The sequence below is a fragment of the Campylobacter concisus genome, from assembly GCF_015229965.1.
Classification (GTDB): Bacteria; Campylobacterota; Campylobacteria; order Campylobacterales; family Campylobacteraceae; genus Campylobacter_A; species Campylobacter_A concisus_BD.
This window is the reverse complement of sequence record NZ_JAAKZB010000027.1, coordinates 1-22,469: the sequence shown is the minus strand read 5'-3', so window position 1 is coordinate 22,469 and position 22,469 is coordinate 1. Positions and strand designations below refer to the sequence as shown.

General features: G+C 40.6%; 16 protein-coding genes and 1 pseudogene. 2 read left to right on the top strand and 15 right to left on the bottom strand.

Annotated elements, in window-relative coordinates:
• Nucleotides 1-239 precede the first annotated feature (239 nt).
• The 8 genes and pseudogenes from G6W43_RS10935 to G6W43_RS09425 all read right to left on the bottom strand — a co-directional run bounded on the left by G6W43_RS10935 (nt 240) and on the right by G6W43_RS09425 (nt 8,791).
• On the bottom strand, nt 240-830 hold the full coding sequence (locus G6W43_RS10935) for a methyl-accepting chemotaxis protein (protein WP_232527126.1): 591 nt from the start codon (nt 828-830) through the stop codon (nt 240-242).
• Nucleotides 831-1,409: 579 nt separating this feature from the next.
• A pseudogene (locus G6W43_RS10930) lies at nt 1,410-2,210 on the bottom strand (nitrate- and nitrite sensing domain-containing protein); the annotation flags it as partial.
• 321 nt (nt 2,211-2,531) lie between these two features.
• Nucleotides 2,532-5,099, bottom strand: coding sequence for a molybdopterin-dependent oxidoreductase (locus G6W43_RS09450; protein WP_194169677.1), 2,568 nt, complete (start codon nt 5,097-5,099; stop codon nt 2,532-2,534).
• A 9-nt stretch (nt 5,100-5,108) separates the two neighbouring features.
• A complete protein-coding gene (locus tag G6W43_RS09445) occupies nt 5,109-5,684 on the bottom strand; it encodes a cytochrome c (RefSeq protein ID WP_002942837.1) in 576 nt (191 codons plus the stop codon).
• Between the two features lie 99 nt (nt 5,685-5,783).
• Nucleotides 5,784-6,206: an EamA family transporter gene (locus G6W43_RS09440; RefSeq protein WP_194169676.1), complete on the bottom strand. Its 423-nt coding sequence runs from the start codon at nt 6,204-6,206 to the stop codon at nt 5,784-5,786.
• Nucleotides 6,207-6,257: 51 nt separating this feature from the next.
• A complete protein-coding gene (locus G6W43_RS09435; protein WP_194169675.1) occupies nt 6,258-7,181 on the bottom strand; it encodes a Dyp-type peroxidase in 924 nt (307 codons plus the stop codon).
• A 23-nt stretch (nt 7,182-7,204) separates the two neighbouring features.
• Nucleotides 7,205-7,900: a DUF4230 domain-containing protein gene (locus G6W43_RS09430; protein WP_103596562.1), complete on the bottom strand. Its 696-nt coding sequence runs from the start codon at nt 7,898-7,900 to the stop codon at nt 7,205-7,207.
• 57 nt (nt 7,901-7,957) lie between these two features.
• Nucleotides 7,958-8,791, bottom strand: a complete 834-nt coding sequence (locus tag G6W43_RS09425) for an MBL fold metallo-hydrolase (protein WP_194169674.1) — start codon at nt 8,789-8,791, stop codon at nt 7,958-7,960.
• A gap of 298 nt (nt 8,792-9,089) precedes the next feature.
• Here G6W43_RS09425 and G6W43_RS09420 point away from each other — a divergent pair, with 298 nt between their 5' ends.
• On the top strand, nt 9,090-12,281 hold the full coding sequence (locus G6W43_RS09420) for a S8 family peptidase (protein ID WP_194169673.1): 3,192 nt from the start codon (nt 9,090-9,092) through the stop codon (nt 12,279-12,281).
• Nucleotides 12,282-12,324: 43 nt separating this feature from the next.
• Here the strand turns inward: G6W43_RS09420 and ilvA are convergent, their stop codons facing one another.
• From ilvA to G6W43_RS09390, 6 genes are read right to left on the bottom strand one after another with little or no spacing between them, the layout of a single operon-like run.
• Nucleotides 12,325-13,536 (bottom strand): threonine ammonia-lyase, encoded by a 1,212-nt coding sequence (gene ilvA, locus G6W43_RS09415; RefSeq protein ID WP_002942811.1) that lies wholly within the window; start codon nt 13,534-13,536, stop codon nt 12,325-12,327.
• Between the two features lie 14 nt (nt 13,537-13,550).
• Nucleotides 13,551-14,660 carry a tRNA (uridine(54)-C5)-methyltransferase TrmA gene (gene trmA, locus G6W43_RS09410; RefSeq protein ID WP_194169672.1) on the bottom strand — a complete coding sequence of 370 codons (1,110 nt, stop codon included), beginning with the start codon at nt 14,658-14,660 and terminating at the stop codon, nt 13,551-13,553.
• Nucleotides 14,661-14,662: 2 nt separating this feature from the next.
• Nucleotides 14,663-16,366 (bottom strand): Na+/H+ antiporter NhaC family protein, encoded by a 1,704-nt coding sequence (locus tag G6W43_RS09405; protein WP_194169671.1) that lies wholly within the window; start codon nt 16,364-16,366, stop codon nt 14,663-14,665.
• 9 nt (nt 16,367-16,375) lie between these two features.
• Entirely contained in the window at nt 16,376-17,122 is a 747-nt protein-coding gene (locus G6W43_RS09400) for an SDR family NAD(P)-dependent oxidoreductase (RefSeq protein ID WP_103637450.1), read from the bottom strand.
• 8 nt (nt 17,123-17,130) lie between these two features.
• Entirely contained in the window at nt 17,131-18,342 is a 1,212-nt protein-coding gene (locus G6W43_RS09395) for an ankyrin repeat domain-containing protein (protein WP_103645787.1), read from the bottom strand.
• 36 nt (nt 18,343-18,378) lie between these two features.
• Nucleotides 18,379-20,964: a bifunctional aconitate hydratase 2/2-methylisocitrate dehydratase gene (locus G6W43_RS09390; RefSeq protein WP_194169670.1), complete on the bottom strand. Its 2,586-nt coding sequence runs from the start codon at nt 20,962-20,964 to the stop codon at nt 18,379-18,381.
• A 122-nt stretch (nt 20,965-21,086) separates the two neighbouring features.
• Between G6W43_RS09390 and G6W43_RS09385 the strand changes: the two genes are divergently transcribed.
• Nucleotides 21,087-21,545 carry a methylated-DNA--[protein]-cysteine S-methyltransferase gene (locus tag G6W43_RS09385; RefSeq protein WP_194169669.1) on the top strand — a complete coding sequence of 153 codons (459 nt, stop codon included), beginning with the start codon at nt 21,087-21,089 and terminating at the stop codon, nt 21,543-21,545.
• Between the two features lie 451 nt (nt 21,546-21,996).
• Here G6W43_RS09385 and G6W43_RS09380 read toward each other — a convergent pair.
• On the bottom strand, nt 21,997-22,469 hold a 473-nt coding region (locus G6W43_RS09380; RefSeq protein WP_242047656.1), incomplete at its 5' end, for a methyl-accepting chemotaxis protein.

The window sequence follows — 22,469 nt, the reverse complement described above, 5'->3', positions numbered from 1 at the left end:
GCCGTCCCCTTATCCCCCTTTTTTAATCCCCCAAACCCCTCGCACGTTAGAGGTGCATGCTTTAGTGCTAGCGCACTGCATGCATTTTGTTTAAATTTGGTAGATAGTTCTTGAATATTAGATTTAAAGTTTAGAATTTAAAAAGATTAAAACCCCAACCCAGCTTAAACCAGGTTGGAGTTTATGAATATTAATGAAGTGTTTTGTCTTGAACAAATTTAAGTTTGTTTATTAAAAAGCTAAAACCTCTTCTTCCTAACCTCTTCAACTATAGCTTTAGCCATCTCATCTACTTCTGATGTTACTTCGTTTGCTTGGTTTGCAATTACCACGTTTTCTTTTGTTAGATTATCTATTTGAGCAACTGATTGATTTATCATATTTATACCTTCACTTTGCTCTTTTATTGATTCACTCATCTCATTTATTGATTGAGCTAATACATTTGTATTTGCTTCTATCTCACCTAGAGATTTTTGAGTTCTCTCAGCTAGTTTTCTAACTTCATCAGCCACAACTGCAAATCCTCTACCATGTTCTCCAGCTCTTGCTGCTTCAATAGCAGCATTAAGAGCTAGAAGGTTAGTTTGATCTGCTATATCTCTAATGATAGTTATGATGTTTTTGATCTCATCACTTTGTCTTATAACATCAGCTGTCTTTTGAGAGATGGCATTCATTGAGCTAGACATTTGCTCAACTGCAGCTGCTGATTCTTGTAAGCTATTTGCTTGAGTGTTTGCTGAGCTTGCTACTTTTGATACTGAGCTTGCTAGAAGTTTAGCTTTTTCTTCTAGTACTTGTGCTTGGTTTAGATTGTCATTTAGCATTTTAGATATCTCTATGCCTAGAGAGTTTATACCACTTGCTATCTTACCATCATCATCAAGTCTTTTTGTAAAGTCTTGGTTTTTATAAGTGTTTAGTAGATCAAGTACATCTTTACCATTACTTGAGATTGCATTTTTAAGAGCAAGCTGTAAATCTTTAAATGTGCTTTTTAGTTGATTTAGAGCTGGGTTATTAGTATCAGCTTCTAAGCTTGCTTCATAGTTGCCATCTTTTATCTCATTTACAAAGGTGTTGGCTTTTTGGATGAAGGTGTTCTCATGCTCTTTTGCCGTCTGGATAACCTCTATATTTTCATTTATGAGCGACGACATGATGCAAATTTCATCTTTGCCTTTTAAGCTTAGAAGTTTGGCAGAATTTGTCTTGTTGTTTAGATATAAGAAAAACTCGCCAAGACCGCCTTTTACGCTATCGATACCTGAGATGATATTTTTACCGACAAAAAATGAAACCAAAACAAGCAAGAGTATAAAACAGGCAAGCAAAATAACCATAGAAACAGCCAAGTTGCCAGCTTCGCTCATATCTTGTAAAGCTTTATCTTTCATATCATTTAACAAATAAAGCTCATAGCTTCTAAAGTTATCGATCAAATTTGTGATACTTTGAAACCAACTAGCCGCTTCGATCTTGCTGGCTGTCTCATCTGGAGTGGCGATAGCACTTTTGATGATATCATCTATCTTTTGAAACTCATCACTTTGCAAGATCTCTTTTTGCAAGCTATCTGCGTATGTGCCTGCGTTAAATTTCACGTAGTCATTTAAGAGATTTTTGATATTTGCATTAAATGAAACCAAATTTACGTATGTATTTTTATCGATATTATGTTTTATAAAGGCAGCATTTAGCACCGCCCTTGTGATACCAAAATACTCTTTGATCTTTGAGATGCTAAAAATTCTAGCCAAGTTATCTTTCATATCAGGCTCAGAGCTGCTTGCGAGGGAATTTTCAAATATAAGTGTATTTTCGATCATATCGTGAAATTTAGGAGCTATGAGAGCAAAACTTTCTTTGTTATCTACTTTTGCTCTTATGCTATTAAGCTCGTTTGAAAGTTCATCTTTGTTAGAAAGTTTAGACAAAACGCCATCAACTTTAGCTCTTTGCTCTTTTAAATTTTTATCAGCATCTTTGCCATTAGCTATAAAGCCTGCGCTATAACCGCGCTCTTTTTGAAGTTCATGGATAAATTCGCTTTGTTTTATGATATCTTCAGCTGTATTAAGGCTTGATACAGCTTGACTTCTAGTCTTAAAAACACCATTTAAAATATAAATACTTGTTGCACTTAAACAAATAAGACTTAAAATTACAATTAGTAGGATCTTTATTTTTATACTTAAATTATTCATTTTTCATTCCTTTGCATTACAAGATACGTTATATTGGCTGTTTCTCCCAAAAACGAAGCGGATTTTATTACTTTAATAATTAAATATAACTTGAAAATGTAAATTACATTTAAGCAACAATAATTTTACTTTACAAAATAAATGCCCTATTTTAGGTGATTTAAGAAAATTTTAATTACAAATAAATAATATTAATTAATAAAAAATATTTAAATTTTCTCTAAAATTTACGAAAATGAATAGATAAATTTGAAAAAGTAGTTAAAGATATTTTATAAGCAAAGATAAATTTAAGCAGGAGATAGCTCCCCTGCTTTGAGATTATTTAGAAAATTTTGGCTCAGAAAACGCTGTAAGTTTTGGCGCTTCATCGCCTTGATATTTTCTGATATTTACAAGAGCTGTGTGGCTGATGTTGCCGTTTGCTAGCTTACTTGTTGGGATATCTATGGTTAGCACATTGGCAGAGCCGTTTTTGCAGATGCCACTGTCAAAGCCGTCATACCAAGCACCTTCAGCTAGTTTTACAACGCCCTCTTTGATATTTTTAGTCACATAGGCACCTGCTAGCACCTCGCCACGAGCGTTAAATACACACACCAAATCGCCTGTTTTTACGCCAAGCTCTTTTGCGTCATTTTCGTTTATCCATACTGGTTCGCGGTTAGCGATAGCATACTTCTCACGAAGTGAAGTTTGGCTTAGCTGTGAGTGCAAGCGGTCAGTTGGGTGAGCGCTTATCATGTGGTATTTTGCTGGTTTATCTTTCATGCCTAGCCACTCGATCGGCTCAAACCAAGTTGGGTGTGCTTTGCAGTCGTCATAGCCCATTTTCTCGATCGTATCTGAGTAAATTTCGATAAGACCGCTAGGCGTTCCAAGAGCATTTAGCACAGGATCTTCTCTAAACTCACCAAGCCTTACCCAACTATCACTATCTTGAGATGAGGCAAATGTGACTGGTTTGTTTTCATTCCAAAACTCTTCAAATGGCTTCATATCGCTTGCAAGCTCAGGGACTGCCTTTACTTGAGCATAGGCTGCGTCGTAGTACTCTTTGATCCAGTCAAACTCATCTTTGCCGTTATCTGTATAGGCAACGACTAAATTTTTAGCATAAGCCTTGCAAAGATCAGTGAAAATTTGATAGTCATCTTTTGCTTCGCGGTATTTTTCAACGACTTGTTTCATTGGTACGATGTTCATATTTGAGTAGTCACCTGTCATGGTGATGTCGTTTCTCTCATACTCTGTAGTGACTGGAAAGACGATATCAGCCATCTTTGCTGTCGGTGTCCAGTAGGCTTCGTGAACGACTACGGTTCTTGGCTTTCTCCACGCTTTTAAATTTGTATTAGTATCTTGGTGATGCACGAGTGGGTTGCCGCCGACCCAGTAGATAAAGTCGATGTCTGGATAGGTGATCTTTTTGCCGTCATGATCTATCACTTTGCCAGGGTGAAGCAACGCATCAGCGATCCTTGCTACTGGGAAAGCGTAGTTGGTTGCTTTTTGTAGCCAGCTTTGACCTGTGCCCGCTACTGCGGCTGCCTTTGCGACGAAGCGACCGCGTTTGTCAAATTCGCCCGTATCAGTGCCGATAAACTCGCCTTTTTCATTAAATTTACCCACACTTGCACTATTTACGCCACCGATGACTGCGCCTTTGCATGTTGGTGCTCCGCCGTTTGAGTAGTGGTAGCTTAAGCCAAATCCACCACCAGGAAGTCCGATCTGACCGATCATCGCAGCTAGCGTTACCATCGCCCAGTGTGGTTGCTCGCCGTGGTGAGCGCGCTGCATGCCCCAACCACTCATCAGCATCGTGCGGTTGCTTACAAATGTATCAGCTAGCTCTTTTAAAGTATCTTTGTCAATACCACAAATTTTGCTCGCCCACTCTAAATTTTTAGGAGTGTTGTCTGTCTTGCCAAGTAGATATGGGAGGAATTTATCAAAGCCATAAGTGTAGTTTTCGATAAATTCTTTATCGTATTTGCCGCTTTCATATAGGTAGTGCATCATGCCTAGCATCATCGCTGTATCGGTGTTTGGCACTGGAGCGATCCACTGAGCTTTGTCGAAGTATTGCGCTGTTTCAGATCTGATAGGATCGATAACGATCACTTTGATATCTTTTTTGTTTTTTAGCTCTTCAAAGTATTTAAAGCCTTGCTCATCAGTCGCTGTCCAAGCTATGCGAAGTGTCGCAAGTGGGTTTGCGCCCCAGATGACTACGACTTTTGAGTTTTCTAGCACTACTGGCCAGCTAGTTTGCTGCTCATAGACCTCGATACTACCCACGACGTGAGGCATGATGATCTGGCTAGCGCCTGTTGAATAGTCGCCTAGCGAGCCAACAAAGCCACCACTAAGGTTCATAAATCTATGAAGTAAAATTATTGAGTTATGCACATTGCCGCTTGATTTCCAGCCGTAGCTACCTGCAAAAACGCTTTGTAAGCCTTTTTGTGCTCTTGTCTTTTTAAGCTCTTTAGCAACTAGCTTGATCGCTTCTTCGTAAGGCACCTCGACCCACTCGTCTATGCCACGAAGCTCTGGTTTTGGGCTATCTGGATTTTCAAGGTAGCTTTTTCTTACCATTGTGTGCTTGATACGACTTTTGTAGATCATATCTGGTGTGTAGTGTTGAAGTGGGTTGTAAATTTCACTTGTCTTTTGGATAGGCTCTGACTTTACAGCGATGCCATTTTTGGTTGTCACTTTTAGCATGCCCCAGTGAGCAGCTGTAAGAGTTTCGCCATTTTTTACAACGCCCTTTTTAACCTCATCAGCAAACAAATTTGAAGCTGTTACGCCTGAAAGTAAAGGTGTAGCTGCAAGCGCTGTTGCACCTTTTTTTAGAAAATCTCGTCTGTTCTCGTTCATTTTTTCTCCTTATTTGCCTAAATTTACGTCAGATGAGTGTTTTTGTAGATACTCAATAACAAGCCACTCGTCTTTTTTCTCTATTGCGGTTCTGCCGATCATTGATTTTAGAAGTGACGGCCATTGATTTGCGTTAAAGTGCGTAGTTTGAGGCAACGCATGGCAAACGCCACAGCTCTCTTTATACATCTTATCAGCTTTTGCAAACATCGCATTTACATCAGTGCTAAAGCCATCTTTTTGAACAAAAACTGTCGTTTCTACCTCGTTCCATTTGCCGTTTTTGCCCTCTTTTATCACTTTGATATCAAAAGGTGCAGTTTTTGCAAATGCTACTGAGATGATCCTCGCGCCATCAGCAAAATAAACTACGTTGCTAACGGCTGGGTTTTGATAGCCTTTTACTTTGATCTGCGCTCTGTCGCCACTTGTTTGTAAAATTTCAACTGCGTTGGTTGGTAGCAGCCTGCCTATGCTCTTAGCTGAGTTTGCGTCAGCATATACGTCCTTTACGACATCTGTGTAGTTCATACCTGCACCAAATGCCGCACATGCTACGATGGCTGAAAGAATGATTTTTTTCATATTTCTCCCTTTAAAAATGAATTTCTCTAAATTCTAGGGGCTTTTTGATTAATTACAAATTAAAATTAAAAATATGCTTTAAGAATAATGCAGAAAAATTTATTTAAAAATGAGTAGAAACACGCCAGATATGATAAGGCAGACGGCTAAAATTTCTTTTAGATTTAGCCTCTCACCAAGAAATATAACAGCCAAAATGACAGCTAGCACAACGCTAAATTTATCAACTAGTGCCACTTGATAGACCTTGCCCGCTTGCATCGCTTTAAAATACATAAGCCAAGATAGCCCAGTTGCCATGCCACTTAGTATGAGAAAGAGCCAGTTTTTAGGGCTTAGTGAGCTTAGTGGTTGCCATTTTTTAGCCACGCTTAAAAGCAAAATAAGCATAAAAATGACAACGATTGTTCTTATAAATGTCGCAAAATCGCTGTCGATATCCTTTACGCCTAGCTTTGCAAAGATCGCGGTAAGTGCAGCAAAAACAGCCGAAAGAGCTGCATAGATAAACCACTCTGGCATCTTTATCCTCTTAAATTTAAAGGGGCAAATTTGCTTCGCCCCAAGCTAAATTTATCCCTCGTAACCGCCAAGCATATCAAGCGTAGGAGCAAAAAAGAGAGCCCCAGTCACTGGTGTACTAAAGTCAAGCAGCCTATCTGAGTTGCCCTTTGGCTCGCCGATAAACATCTTTTTAAGCATAAGTTCAACCGTTGAAAAGGTGCTCGCATAAGCGATGAAGTAAGTGCCTGTTTTGCTGCCCTCAGTAAATGGCATATTGCCACGCACGACCTTTTTATCGTCGCCTACATTTGCAGCAGCTGAGTGTGAATTTGTAGGTTTTACGCTCTCGTCCATCTCGATGTCATACTCTTTTGAGCGACCTATAACCTTTTCTTGCTCGCTCACGCTTGTGGCGTTCCACTCTTGCATTTTATGAAAGTATTTTTGCACAAAAACGTAGCTTCCGCCCTTAAATTTAGCGTCTTCGTCGCCAACTTTTGCAAAGTGGTCTCTATCTTCGCCGTCAGGATTTTCAGTGCCATCGACAAAGCCAATTATCGCTCTGCCGTCGTGGTACTTAAAGCCTTGAGTTTCATCTGTAAGCTCTGCAAATTTAAACAAAACTTCTTTGATATTTTGCGCCATGTCAAAGCAGTCAGCCGCATTTAGCGCGCGGATGTGGATGTGGATATCGCCCTTTGTACTAACAGCTTCGTGCTTGTCGCCTTTGATCGCTTTAAAATTTACAAGCTCCTTTGGCAATTCTTTTGAAATTTCAAGCTTTTTCCAAGCATCATGACCCACACCAAGGACGCAATTTACATTTTCATTTGCACCAAATCTAACTTTGGCAGTTTTGTTTAAATTTACAACCAAAGCACAAAGCTTAGCAAAGCCCTCTTTACATGTCTTTTTGTCGCCTTTTAAAACCCATGTTTGAAAGACTGTGTTGTTGCCTGGTGCTTGTGTGACCTCTTGTGAATTTACACTCATTTTTTCTCCTTTAAATTTTGTTTTTATGCGATATTTTCTAAATTTAGTTGCTCGTTGATCTGCTCGTCGCTATCGTCAAAGACAAACTCGACCTTGTTTGCGCCAAAGCTCTTAGCTATCGCTTCAAGCGTATCGCGAGCTGATTTGTGAATTTTACTTTGAAGCTGCGAGATAAGGCGAACACTCATCTTTTTGACTTCATTTCTAGCCTCTTCGATTAGCCTATTTTTATCTTCTTCTGTAAAAGTGCTACCAAAAAAGCCATTTAGCGAGTCAGGCAGCAAAAATGGTATAAATTTGCCATTTTTTTCGTCGTAAAATTTCATATCTGCGATTGAAAATTTATACTTACATGGAGGCATTTTTATCTTGTAGCTAGAGTTTGCGATCTGCATGATCTCGAGTCTAGGGCTGGTTAGATCGTAGATGAAATTTATCTCAAACTCAAATATCATCGAAAGCTTCTTCTCGCTCACTAGCCACCTTAGATACTCTTTGCCAAAATTTCCAAACGCATGATCTGTCTTTGTGACGATCTCTTTGCTATAGACCTGAAAGACAGATAGCTCGCCGATGCTTTTAAGCTGCGAAATTTCAGTGCTGACTGAGACATTTTCGCTACCATCTTTTGCCTTTTTTAGCGCCTTGTTTGACCTATAAAATGCAAATGCCAAAATAGCTAGCAAGATAGCTAATATCAAATTTGCGTATTCGCTCATATTTTCTCCTTTAAAGCCCGCATTTTATCCTAAATTTGTAAAGCAAAAGAAATTTACTCACTCGGGCAAGGTGATGGGGCTCTTATAAGGCATGTGAGCGCCTACTATCTTTGTAGTCTCGTCCTCCAAGCCATCAAGCACCTTTTCTCTCGTTTTAGCAGCTTGGACTGGATCTATATCATAAGTGATAGATATGCTTGGCTCGACCTCTTGCACTGCTAGGACGTGAAGCAGGTCGGCTATAAAGATGATCTTGTCGTTATCTGACTCAAAGCTTATCATGTTGTGCCCTGGAGTGTGGCCGTAGGCTGGGATAGCCATGATCTTTAGCGCCCCGTCAAATAGTGGCTTTTTATGGTCAAAAAAGCTCTTATCATCCTTATAAAGCGATAAAATTTCTTTTGTCCTCTCATCTTTGCCCTTCATCCAGTAGTCCCACTCTTTTTCATCTATAAGAAGCTTGGCGTTTTTAAATGTCTTTTTGCCCCCATCTATGAGCCCACCTATGTGGTCAGGATGAGCGTGCGTGATGATGACGTAGGTTAGATCCTCTGGTTTTATATTGCCAAAAGTTTGCAGATCATACTTTAAAACCTCCAAGCTATCTTCATAGCCGCTATCTATGAGCGCCGTGTAGTCATCGCATTTTGCAAACATTACATTGTGTTTGTTTGGTAAATTTTTAGTATTTGCCACAAGCTCTTTTTGCGCCTCATCTTTGGCTATTAGCTTATCTACTGGCGCGTCAGTCGTCTTTAGTGAAAATACATAAAGCTTGCATCCGCCCATAGCTCCTATCCATACTTGATCGTTTTGCTTGCCAACCACCTCATCATCGGCACAAAAAGCCAAAGTGCAAAACAATGCAAGGCTTAATAAACTCTTTTTCATACCTCATCCTTGAATAAATTTGCGAAATTTTAGTCCTGTAAATTTAATGAAAAATAATAATCCTTTAAAAAAATATATAAATAATAGTTTTAAAAATATAGATAAAAAAAATTATATTTAAATAACTAATTTTAGATTAAGTCTTTTATAAAATATCTCGTTAAATGTAAAACTAGCGTAAATAACGTATATTTTCGTAAAGTTAGCCTACGATTTTTCATTAAATTATTAGTATTTTAATTAATAATTTATTTTAAGAATTTTAGAATTGGTTTAAATTTTATGTAAAGGACGAGATATGAAAAGATCCGTTTCAAGCAAAAAGTGCATCCTTTTAAGTGTTGCTTGCTGCACTCTTTTGTTTGCTAATCAGCTAAGTGCTAGTGAGCAAAACAGAGGTAAATTTGGCGATATAAAAAGCTGGCAGAGCGATGAGTACAAAGCCGACTGGGGTTTAGTGAGCATGAACGCAGCCGTTGCATATGCTCTTGGAGCAACTGGCAAAGGCGTAACGCTTGGCGTTATGGACTCTGGTGTGCTACTTAGCCATCCAGAATTTAGTGATGGTAGAGTAAGTGCATTAAAAGTTTCTGGTAGCTACTACAAAGATGGTCAAAGATACCCAGATACCGAGTATGGCAACTCACCATTAGTCGGAAAAGGCAGCGTAGATAAAAATAAAAAAGACTTTGGTGACTTTAAAAAAGGTGAAAAATTTAGCATAGATGGTGACTGGATAGCTGGAGTAAATGACTCTCACGGCACTCACGTAGCTGGCACGATAGCTGCGTCAAGAGATGGTGTGGGCATGCACGGCGTAGCATTTGACGCAAGGCTTATAATGGGCAATACTGGCGGTACTGACGGCATGACATATGGTCCAAATCAAGACTACAACTTCTTTTTAAATTCTTACGAAGGACTAGCAAAGAGTGGAGCTAGAGCGATAAATAACAGCTGGGGCTCAAACCGTAAATTTTACAAAGCCTACGAAGGTGCTACTGGGTATGATGGCGGCAATAACCTAGATATCAAAGATCTTGATGCTGCATATAAAAGCTACTATCCATTTGTAGTAAATGGCAAAAATTTCTTAGATGCAGCCTATGAGGTCGCTACAAGATATGGCGTCATCCAAATTTTTACTGCTGGCAATAGAGATGGGATGAAAGAGTCATATACAAGAGCGATGCTTCCTTACTTTAGACCTGATGCTGAGAAGTACTGGCTAAACGTCACTGGCCAGCTAGAGGGCGACACGCAGCGCTATAACACACCTGGCCACTCAAAATGGTGGAGCGTGGCAGCACCTGCAAAACCTATATACTCAACCGTCGTTGATCTAAAAACTGGCAAGGCAGACTACGGCACAAAAGGCGGTACATCAATGGCAGCTCCACACGTCACTGGCGCACTTGGTGTCATCATGCAAAGATACCCATATATGAATAACGCTCAGATAAGAGAGGTGCTACTAACTACTGCAAGGCAAATTCATGATGACTTCAAAGAGCCAGCTGATACTAGAAAAATTTCAGGCTTTAGTGCTGCGCTTGGAGTACCTGATGAGCGCTGGGGCTGGGGCGTAGTGGATCTATATAAGGCGATGTTTGGACCAGGTCAGCTTCTAGGAGTGTTTGATGTAAATTTAAATAGCGATGATATCTACTCAAATAACATAAGCGATGTAGCTATCAAATTTAGAAAAACAGAAGATGATGCAGAGGCTAAAATTTGGACCGAGCGCAAGGCTGAGCTAGAAAAAATAGCAAATTTAACACCAGAGCAAAAAGCCGAACTTGAGATAGGTAACGCTAGAGAAAGAGCAAGAGAGCTAAGGGCAAGTGAGGGCTACGAAGGTACTCTTATAAAAAGAGGTCAAGGCACACTAAGCCTAGCAGGAGACAACTCTTATACTGGCAAGACCATAATAAAAGGCGGCAAGATCACAGCTCTTAATCAATCTCTAAAATCAAGCGACGTGATAGTAGAAAATGGCGGCGCACTAGAAATTGTAAGACAAATGAGCGTGCCAAAGGTTAGTAGAAATAAATTTACCTTGCAACTATCTTTAGGAGAAGTAACCAAAAAAAGCTCAAATGACGTAGTAAAAGCCACTATAAAATCAGGCGGTAGCTACATCGTCTCAAACGGCGCTTCAAATTTAGATCTAAACTTTGAGAAAAACTCATTTATAAACATAAGTGAGCCAAGCTTAGAGATCATGCAAAGACTCTATAACGACAGCGCAAAATCAAAGACATTTACTGCTACTGGAAATTTCAAAGGCTATGAAGATACCCTTTCAAGAGAGTATGCGTTTTTTGATCTTGATAAAAACTACAATGACAACAAGCTAGAGCTTACTCTTAAAAAATCAAAAAATACAATGACAAGCATCGCAGCTAATGACAACCAAAAGAAAGTTGCAGAGCTCATAGAAAGCACAGCTAGCAGGCCAGCGCTACTTCCTTCACCATTTAGAAGCAGGCCAGCAGTTATCACAAGCGATCTTTATAGACACTTCATCTACACTACACCAAAAGAGGCAAAACAAACTCTAAAAACATTTGCAAATGAGGCAAATTTAGCTCAGCACAATGCATTTTTACTAGAAAGCATCATGCTTAAAAATGCAGTTATCAACCACGAATCTGACCCATTTGGCATAAGAGCAAGCGACTCAAATGGTATGAAATTTTGGTCAAATACCATGTTTAACGCTATGAAATTTAATGACATAAAAGCAAACTCTATGACACAGCTTTTTGGATTTGACGGCAGTGTAAATGACGCATTTGTACTTGGCGGTGTTCTTGGTGCTAGCACAGAAAAAGTAAAAGAAGACGGCGATGATGCCTATAAGACAAAAGGCAAAAGCATCGGTATCTACGGCAAAAGCGAGATCGCTAACACTAAACTAGACCTTGGCGTCCTATACACAGATGCTAAGCGAAAAACTCAAAATGGTGCAACAATCGCAAGCTTTTACTCAAACGATCATATAAAAAGCAAAGAAAAAGCGCTTAATGCTTATGCAAATTTAGCCTTAACTAGCTTTAATACAGAAAATTTCTCGCTAAATCCTTATGTGGGTGCAAGCTATCTACGCATGAAAACTGATAGTACGAGCCAAAATGTAGGAATTTTCAAAATGGATGTTGATGAAAAAACTAGAAATTTAGGCATTTTTAGCCTTGGTCTAAACCCTAGCGTACCATTTAGTCTAGGTAGCACCAAGATGAAATTTGAAGCTGATCTAGCATATAACAGACTAGTTGGTGACACAAAACCAACTATCGGCGTAAATGTCGCAAATGCTGGATACCTAGAGCTAGAGGGCAAAGAGGTTAAAAACCTTGGCACAGCTAGCCTTGGCATAAAAGCAAATGTCTATAAAAATGTAAATTTAGGTCTTTCTTACACTGGAGCTTTTGCTAAAGATGTAAGATCAAACAGCGTAAATGCTAAATTTGAGATATTGTTTTAGTTAGAAATGCTCGCTACTTTAAATGGTAGCGAGCTTTTTTAATTTAGAATAGTTGAGTGAAAGAAAAGCCGTTTTTATTAAGCGTATCTTTGATCTTTTCTTGATGCTCAAGACCCTTTGTCTCAAGCGTAATAGTGATGCTTGCATCGCCGTAGTCAAGCTTAGTAGAGAAGCGGTCGTAGTCGATCTTGACGATGTTTGCATTTGCTGATTTTAGGCTATCAGTTAGGCTCATTAGCGCTCCTGGCTTATCTACAAGTGTGATTTGCAAGGTCATCTTGCGGTGAGACTTGATAAGACCCTTTTCGATGATGATAGAAAGCACCTGAACATCGATATTTCCACCACTTAGCACCACGCCTATCTTTGCACCTTTTTTAAATTTGATCTTATCATGCATAAGTGCTGCCACGCCAGCTGCGCCAGCTCCCTCAACCACGATCTTTTGCGTCTCTAGCAAGAACAAAATCGCAGTTGCGATCTCCTCATCATCGACCTGCACGAACTCATCCACGCACTCAACGATATTTTTAAGCGTTATCTCGCTCGCATCACGCACAGCGATGCCATCAGCTATGGTGCGAACTGACTTTGAGTTTATGCTCTTTTTAGCGCCGTAGCTGTTAAACATCGCTGGAGCACCCTTTGCGCCGACGCAAACGACTTTAGTTTTTGGATTTACTTGTTTTATACAGCTTGCCACGCCGCTAGCTAAGCCTCCGCCACCAACTGGCACTACAACCATATCAAGGTCGCTTATCTCATCAAGCATCTCAAGACCCACAGTGCCCTGCCCTGCCATGACGTACTCATCGTTAAATGGATGAACAAAGGTCATATCTTTTTCTTTGGCGTAATTTACTGCAAATTCATACGCCTCATCAAAGTTATCACCTTTTAAGATCACTTCAGCGCCAAGATCCTTTGTGCCAGCTACCTTTAGAAGTGGGGTTGATTCTGGCATGACGATGCAAGCATGCACGCCAAATTCTTTTGCACTTATCGCCACGCCTTGAGCGTGATTGCCAGCGCTTGCAGCCACGACGCCACGTTTTCGCTCCTCGTCACTTAGGCTAGCTATTTTATTATAAGCGCCTCTTATCTTGTAAGCTCCGGTTCGCTGTAAATTTTCCTCTTTCAAATAGACATTTGCGCCCAAAATTTTACTAAGTTTTGCACTTAGCGCAAACGGAGTTTTATTTACAAAGTGACCGATCGTTATCTTTGCTTGGATTATTTTGTTTAATGAAACCATTTTCAACTTTCCTTTTAAAATTTATCTTTTGCCCTAAGCAGCACGCCACACTCGATGTGATGAGTGTTGGCAAACTGATCAAAGAGCGCAAATTTTATCACTTTATGGCTTTTAGTAAGCTCATTTAAATTTTCTTTTAGCGTCTCTGGATTGCACGAGATATAGATGATGTTTTTGAAATTTTTGATGAAATTTACGACACTTTCACTAAGTCCAGCGCGAGGCGGATCGACAAGGACGTGCGAGAAGTTAAAGTCGCTTAAATTTATCTCTTTTAGCCTATTAAACTCCCTAACGCCAGCAAATGCGCTCATCAGCTCATCAGCGTCCATACGCAAAAATTTGATATTTTCTGCCCCATTTAGCTCGCAGTTTTTAAGGGCATTTGCGATCGAGCTTTTTGAAATTTCAGTGGCAAGGACGTTTTTAAATTTAAACGAAAGCGGGATAGTAAAATTTCCATGTCCGCAGTAGAGCTCAAGTAGGTCAGCGCCACCTTGCACGCACTCTTTCGCCCAGCATATCATCTTCTCATTTACCGCTTTATTTGGCTGGATAAAGGCATTTTCACTTAGGCTAAATTTATAAATTTGCCCATCAACATTTAGCTCATCAACTAAATTTAGCTCGCCACTTAGCAGCTTTTGACCGCGAGATCTAGCTAGGATCATCACATCAAGCTTGTTAGCTAGAGTTTTCATCGCCGCTTCAAACTCACTACCAAGCTTTTTGTGATAAAGAAGCGTGACTAAGGTGCCGCTTTTACAGGCGATAAACTCCACTCCAAAGAGCTTTGTGCGTAAAATTTCATCGTTTTGCAAACTTTCAAGCAACCTTGGCATGAGATGTGAAATTTGCTCGCAAACCTTTGGGCACTCATCTATGAAGACCTTTTTGCCCTTTTCGCTTGCGTGCATCGTGTAGCTAAGCTTGCTACCCTCGTGCCAGATGCCAAACTCAGCCCTCGTGCGGTAGTGCTTTGGGCTTGAGCTAAAAATATCAAATTTGCCGTTATAAAGCTGGGAGAAATTTTGCTTGATAAGATCAGTTTTAAATGAAATTTGCTCACTATAAGGGGTAAAAAGAGTGCATGATCCGCACTCTTTTAGATATTTGCAGTCCAAATTTAAGCCGCTTTCTCTTCGACTTTTTTGCCTGCAAATCTAACCAAAGCCCAAATCGCTAAAAATCCGCAAGGAAGTGCGATCCAAACGCTAAGACCAAGTGCGACAGGCAAGTAGCCAACAAGCACACAAACTGCGCAAACGCTAAGTGCATAGATCATCTGTGTTGAGACGTGATCGATGTGGCTACATCCTGCACCCATTGATGAGAGTATCGTAGTATCTGAGATCGGCGAGCAGTGATCACCAAAGATAGCGCCCGTTAGAACGCTTGAGATATTTACGATCATATAAGTATGCATCGCGTCACCATCTAAGCCGTAGTTTTTGCCGACTGCGTAAGCTAGCGGGATAGCTAGAGGCATCAAGATGCCCATCGTGCCGTAGCTGGTGCCTGTTGAGAAGCTGATAAATGAGCCAAGGATGAAAACAGCCACAGGCAAGATAAATTTAGGCGTTGAGTCACTTAATAGATCGACCAAATATCTTGAAGTGCCAAGCTCTTTTATAACCGCGCTAAGGCTCCATGCAAGAAGCAAGATAACAACTGTGATGATCATAGTTTTCCAGCCCTTTACCCACGTGCTAATGGCCTCTTTTACATCAAAAATTTTGCGCCAAACACCCATGACGATAGCTACTATACTAGCAAGGAGCGCTGCTTGAAATAGCGATGTAGCAGAGTCTGCTGCGCCAAAAGTATCTTTAAATGTTGAAAACGCGAGCGGATTTGCAAGTGCGTTTTTAAGAGCGTCGCCCTCAAGCGCAGCAAGACCGCTAAAATAAAAGCTAGTAAATGCGCCGATAACTAGCACAAGAAGTGGCACTACGGCATTTGAAGCGCTTAGTTTTACGCCCTCTTTTGGCTCAAGAGTCTTGTCCTCAAGGTCTTGAATTTGTGTTTTGCCAGAATGAAGCTCGCCCTTTCTAGCGCGTCTCTCAGCTGCTAGCATAGGGCCATACTCGCGTTGCATCAAGGCTGTGCAGACGATGAAAAACAAGATAAAGAGGTTGTAAAATCTATATGGAATGGTCTCGATAAATATAGAATAAGCGTTTATGCCAGTCTCGCCGATTAGCTCGTAGCCCTTTTCGATGAGCGAAACCTCAAGTCCGACCCACGTAGAGATGATAGCGATACCAGCGATCGGTGCTGCAGTAGCGTCGATGATGAAGGCTAGCTTTTCGCGGCTGATTTTAAATTTATCGCTTATTGGCCTCATGATAGGACCAACGATTAGGGCGTTTGCGTAGTCATCAAAAAATACAAAGATACCCATGAGCCATGTTGAAATTTGAGCTGAGACGCCTGTTTTTGCCTTTTTGCTAAGCCAAAGAGCGACCGCCTTTGTGCCGCCCATCTTTGTGATGAGTGCGACCACGCCGCCGATACAAAGCACTTGAAGCAAGATGCCTGAGTCGGTCTTGTCAGCCATCGAGTCAACGACCCTTGAAACGATGCCAGTAAAGCCTTTTACGATGCCCATAAAGACGTTTTCATTGATGATATTTATGAGAAACGTTCCGCTAAAAACACCGATAAATAGCGACAATATAACGTCTTTTGTGATAAAAGCAAGTGCTATTGCCACAACAGGCGGTATAAGCGTGAATGCGCCGTAAATTTCAGCGTTTCTCTTTGCCACTTCTGGGTCGACACCAAAAAGAACGGCACTAAAAAATAGTAACAATAAAATTTGTCTCACAAGAACTCCTTAAAATTTTTCTATCGCAAGCCCAGCCCAAGTCTGCGTATTTGCCATGACTTCGACCCTGTTTATATTTACACTCTCAGGCATATTTAGGCAGTTAAGTAAAATAGTCGCTATATCCTCAGCTGTGATGAAATTTGTATGCTCGTAGATGCTATCAGCCTTTGCCTTATCGCCCTTAAATCTAACTTCGCTAAATTCAGTCTTACAAAGCCCTGGCTCGATGTTTGTCACCCTGATATTTGTGCCAACTAGATCGTTTCTTAAATTTAGACTAAACTGCTTTACAAAGGCCTTTGTAGCGCCATAAACGTTACTGCCAGGATATGGCCACGAGCCAGCTGTTGAGCCAAGATTAAAGATATAGCCCTTTTCTTGCTTGTAAAGTAGTGGCAAAACGGCTTTTGTAGAGTAGATAAGACCCTTTACATTTGTATCTATCATCGTCTCAAAGTCCTCTACCTTTGCGTCTATCGTCTTTTCTTGTCCCAAGGCAAGTCCAGCGTTATTTACAAGCACTTCGATGTCTTTAAATTTATCAGGCAGGCTATCAACTGCGTCAAAAACAGCCTTTTTATCACGTATGTCAGCTACGATGATGTGCGTATCGCCAAGCTCGCTAGCTAGCTTTTTTAGCCTATCTTCGCGCCTTGCAAGAGCTACTATCTTGTAGCCCTCTTGTGAGAGTCTTCTAGCGATCGCTTCGCCAAATCCAGATGTTGCACCTGTCACAAAAGCTGTCTTTTTCATATCTCTTCCTAATTAAAATTTGGCTTTAAACCAAGCTCTTCTAAAAATTTAATATTTTTTTCGTTTTTATCTTTAATCGCATAATCAAGCGCGTTAAATCCCGCATCATCAGTGGCGTTCATATCAGCACCGTTATCTAATAAAAGCTTTAAAATTTCAGGCGTCGCGTGAGCTGCTGCATGCATGAAAACGCTTCTGTTTGTATGCTCCAAACCACATGTATCCTCTACTTGCATCATGCCTAAATTTATCATATTCATCTTAGACTGCTCGTCGATGTAGCTCTCGTTTGCATTTGCCCCGCTCTTTAGCAAAAGCTCGCAAAGAGGCGCATCCTCAAACTGCACAGCATAAAAAAGCGCACTTTTTCCAAAGAAATTTTTGTGATTTACATCGGCTCTATTTTTAAGCAAGATTTTTACATTTTCTAAATTTTTAAGAGCAAAAAAGAGCGGTGTCTCATCGCCCAAATTTACATCAGCCCCGCGCCTTATGATCTCTTCTATCATGTCGCCACTTTTGTCATTTAGCAGTGCTATATCAAGTAAATTTGTAAGCTCAGCGGTGCTGTAATTTTTAGAATAAAGCAAATTTGCAAGCTCATCTTGGCTTAGCTTTTGAGCCATCATCTTTTGCTCAGAAGTTAGAGCCTTAGCCTTATTTACCTTTTTGCCCACACTAAAGCTTAAAAACTCATTTATCACGCTAGTTGCGTAGTAGGCGGCACTTGCACTATCAACACCTAAAGCCTCATAAAATTTAACCAGCGGAGTTTGAGCGTTTTTATAAGCTTCGCTAAATTTTTTATATTTTAAAAAGTTAAACAAGCTCTCATTCGCCCAGTATCTAAAGTACTCCATTTGAGCGTCTTTTTGAGCCTCGGCCGCTTCTGGCTTTGCAAGCTCTTTTTGATAGATTTCAGGAGCAAACGAGGCTTTTAGCAAGATCCATCTAAATTTATTTAAATTTTCTCTATAAACGCCCTCGCCAACGCAGCTTTGAGATTCGCTTCTAACAGCCACACTCGCATCAAAAAGATCTTTTACCTCTTTTAAATTTAAAAGCGAGCCATCACAGTAAAATAGCCCCTCATTCGCATAAGCAAGCTCGTTTGGAGTAGTTTTAAAGCTCTCTTTTTTAGCAAGATCACCGCACTCTAATGCGTGTAAATTCAGAAAAAGAAAACTGCTAAAAAAGAGAAAAAAAGCTACTTTTTTCATCAAAGCTCCTTAAAATTTCGCGATATTGTAACAAATTTATATACTAAACTCGCTTATTTCATTAAAATTTAGGTATTTATAAATTTGATCTTTGTTTAAACTAAGACTATCTCTTACTATTTTTTTATACTCACTAACGCTTGGCAAACGCCCTAGCAACGCGCATACAGCGGCTAGCTCGGCACTTCCTAGATAGACCTTCGCACCCATGCCCATTCTGTTGTCAAAATTTCTTGTCGAGGTCGAAAAGACAACGGCATTATCATTCACTCTTGCTTGATTGCCCATGCAAAGCGAGCAGCCTGGCACCTCTGTCCTAGCCTCCAGCCTCTTAAATATCTCATAAATGCCCTCATCTTCAAGCGTCTTTTTATCCATCTTTGTTGGCGGCGCGATCCAAAGCCTAGTAGTGAGCTTACTCTCACGCTCTAAAATTCTAGCAAGTGCCCTGTAATGCCCGATATTTGTCATACAGCTACCCACAAAAACCTCGTCGATATCGTGCGCTCTTTTGCTATCAGCTAAAATTTCACTTAGCGTCGCTACATCGTCTGGGTCGTTTGGACAGGCCAAAATCGGCTCATCTATCTGCGATAAATCAATCTCTAAAATTTCAGCGTATCTTGCGTCCTTGTCGGCTCTTAAAAGAGTTGGGTTTTCTAGCCATTTTTGCATCTTCTCTTTTCGTCTAGCAAGCGTTTCATGGCTCTCGTATCCTGCTTTTATCATTGCTTCAATTAGCGCAACGTTTGAGCGAACGTACTCCGCGACGCTAGCCTCGCTTAAATTTACCACGCAAGCAGCCGCCGAGCGCTCAGCCGAAGCGTCACTTAGCTCAAACGCCTGCTCCACTTTTAGGCTCTCTAACCCTTCTATCTCTAAAATTTTGCCCGCAAAAATGTTCTTTTTATTCTTCTTTTCAATGCTTAAAAGCCCTTTTTTGATAGCAAAATAAGGTATCGCATTGACAAGATCACGAAGCGTCACGCCCTCTTTTAGCTCGCCTTTAAATTTTATTAAAACTGACTCTGGCATATTTAGTGGCATCATGCCAAGCACCGCTGCAAACGCCACTAGGCCGCTGCCCGCTGGAAAGCTAATGCCAATAGGAAATCTCGTGTGACTATCGCCGCCAGTGCCCACCGTGTCAGGCAATACCATGCGGTTTAGCCACGAGTGGATGACGCCATCACCTGGTTTTAGGCTAACTCCACCACGAAGCGTCATAAATTTAGGCAAGCTCTTTTGCATCTCAAGGTCGCTTGGCTTTGGATAAGCAGCCGTGTGACAAAAGCTTTGCAAGACAAAATCCGCCCCAAAACTAAGGCTAGCAAGCTCTTTTATCTCATCTCTAGTCATAGGCCCTGTGGTGTCTTGCGAGCCAACGGTCAAAATTTCAGGCTCCACGTATGCCCCAGCTCTCACGCCAGCCTTGCCACAAGCCTTGCCGACCATCTTTTGAGCGAGCGTATAGCCACCGCCCTGCTCTTTTGGCTGATCTGGCTTTATGAAAATTTGCTCCTCGCCAAGCCCCAAGGCCTCTCTAGCCTTTTTTGTGACCTGCCTACCTATCATCAAAGGTATCCTACCACCTGCTCTTATCTCGTCGCTTAGGGTGTTTGGGCTTAGTTTAAAGTTTGCCACGAGCTTTTTTTCATTGCCTGCGAGCTTATAAATTTCGCCTTTAAATGGATAAATCTCTATCTCATCGCCCATTTCTAGCTCATTTACGTTTGCAACTATCGGCAGCGCGCCGCTATCTTCGGCGGTATTAAAAAATATCGGAGCTATGGTCGTGCCGATCACGATGCCACCAGTTTTTTTGTTTGGCACGCCCTCCATCTCATCTCCAAGGTGCCACTGGATAGAGTTTATACCGCTCTTTCTACTACTGCCGGTGCCGACCACGTCGCCAACATACGCCACGCTCTTGCCGCGACTTTTTAGCTCTTTTAGGACTTCTAAGCCCTCAGGCATCTTTTTAACAAGCATCGCCTTTGCGTGAAGCGGTATATCAGCCCTTGTATAGGCCTCGCTTGCGGGGCTTAGATCATCTGTATTTGTCTCGCCAGGCACCTTAAAAACCACTGCATTTATGCACTCACTAAGTGGCTTTTTATGCGTAAACCACTCGGCGTTTGCCCAAGAAAGAAGCACCTCTTTTGCAAATTTATTGCTACTTGCTAGCTTTGCGATCTCGTCAAAATGCTCATGCACCAAAATGATGTTTTTTAACTCATTTGCCGCAGCTTGCGCGATAGTTTCATCGCTATTTTTAAGCGCTCGCACCAAAATTTCTACGTTGTATCCACCAAGCATCTTGCCTAAAATTTTAATAGCACGAACCGCATCAAGCCCGTCTATCTTAAGCCCGTCTATCACCTCGCCAAGAAATTCTGCCTTTATCTTTGCCGCGTCATCAACGCCTGGATTTACGCGATTTGTGAGCAAATTTATAAGAAATTTTAGCTCGTTTTGTGCCTTCTCATCGCCACTAGAGTTGCCAGCAAATCTCATTAGCTCGCAAATTTCGCTTGTTTGCTTGGCATTTAGCGCAAGCGGTGGCACGCCCTCTTTTTCTCGCTCACTCACGTGTTTTTCGTAGTCGGTAAAAAAGCTCATAAATTTCCTTTGTGATTTTGCTCGTTTTTAGTCCAAAATCGCTGATTTTGCTTGCATTTTATCAAAAAGCAAAACAATCTAAAGTAAAATTTGCCCAAAATTTCAAATTTCAAGGAGCAAATGTGTCAAAAGCCTACCTAAAATCACCCATTGGAATTTTAGAGATCGTTGCTAGTGAAAATGGAATTTGCGAGATAAATTTTGTAGATAAATTTGAAAAAGTAGCGGTAAAAGATGAAAATTTAAAGCTTTGTTTGGATGAACTAAAGGCTTATTTTAAGGGCGAGCTTAAAAAATTTAGTGTTAGACTTGATATAAAAACGACCAAATTTAGAGCCAAAATTTATGAAAATTTGCAAAAAGTGCCATACGGCGAAACGACCACATACGCTGCTCTTGCACTTGCCGCAGGTCACAAGAACGCTTACCGAGCAGCAGGCTCAGCAAATGCCAAAAACCCAGTGCCTATCATCGTCCCTTGTCACAGAGTGCTAGCCAGCAGTGGCCTTGGTGGCTACTCAGGCGGCAAAGGTCTGCCAACTAAAATTTGGCTACTAGAGCACGAAGCAAAGCATAAATAGTTAGAAATTTAATGTTTAAGAAGTCTTTCTTAAATTTTAAGTTTTACAAGCGAACATATCAAATTTACCAGAGCTTTTAAACGCATGCAGTGCGCCAGCACCATTGCATGCACCTCTAACGTGCGAAGGGTTTAGGGGATTTAAAAAGGGGGATAAGGGGACGGCCTCGTAACTCGAGTCCCCTTGTCTCCCTTTTGGATAAAAAATTACAAATTTAATTGAGTTGTTTTGTAAATTTTAAAACTTTATTCACTCGCCTTAGCAGACTACTAAATCTAGGCTGCACTTCGTTTAGCACTAAATTTAGAGCCGTGATATGCTCGCTCATAAATTTTAAAATTTACTAGAAGCTTCTTGAGTGTTAAACTTAAGATTTAGAATTTAAAAATATACAAACTCCAACCCAGTCTAAACCAGGTTGAAATTTATGAAGATTTATGAAGTAGTTTGATTAAAATTTATTCTTTCTTACTTCACTTACTATTGTCTTTGCCATGTTATCAACATCGCTTGTTACTTCATTAGCCCTATTTGCAATTACTACGTTTTCTTTTGTTAAGTGATCTATTTGAGCAACTGATTGATTTATCATATTTATACCTTCACTTTGCTCTTTGATTGATTCACTCATCTCATTTATTGATTGAGCTAGGACATTTGTATTTGCTTCTATCTCACCAAGTGATTTTTGAGTTCTCTCTGCTAGTTTTCTAACTTCATCAGCAACAACTGCAAATCCTCTACCATGTTCTCCAGCTCTTGCTGCTTCTATTGCAGCATTAAGAGCAAGTAGGTTTGTTTGATCTGCTATATCTCTAATGATAGTTATGATGTTTTTAATTTCATCACTTTGTCTTATAACATCAGCTGTCTTTTGAGAGATGGCATTCATTGAGCTACTCATTTGCTCAACTGCAGCTGCAG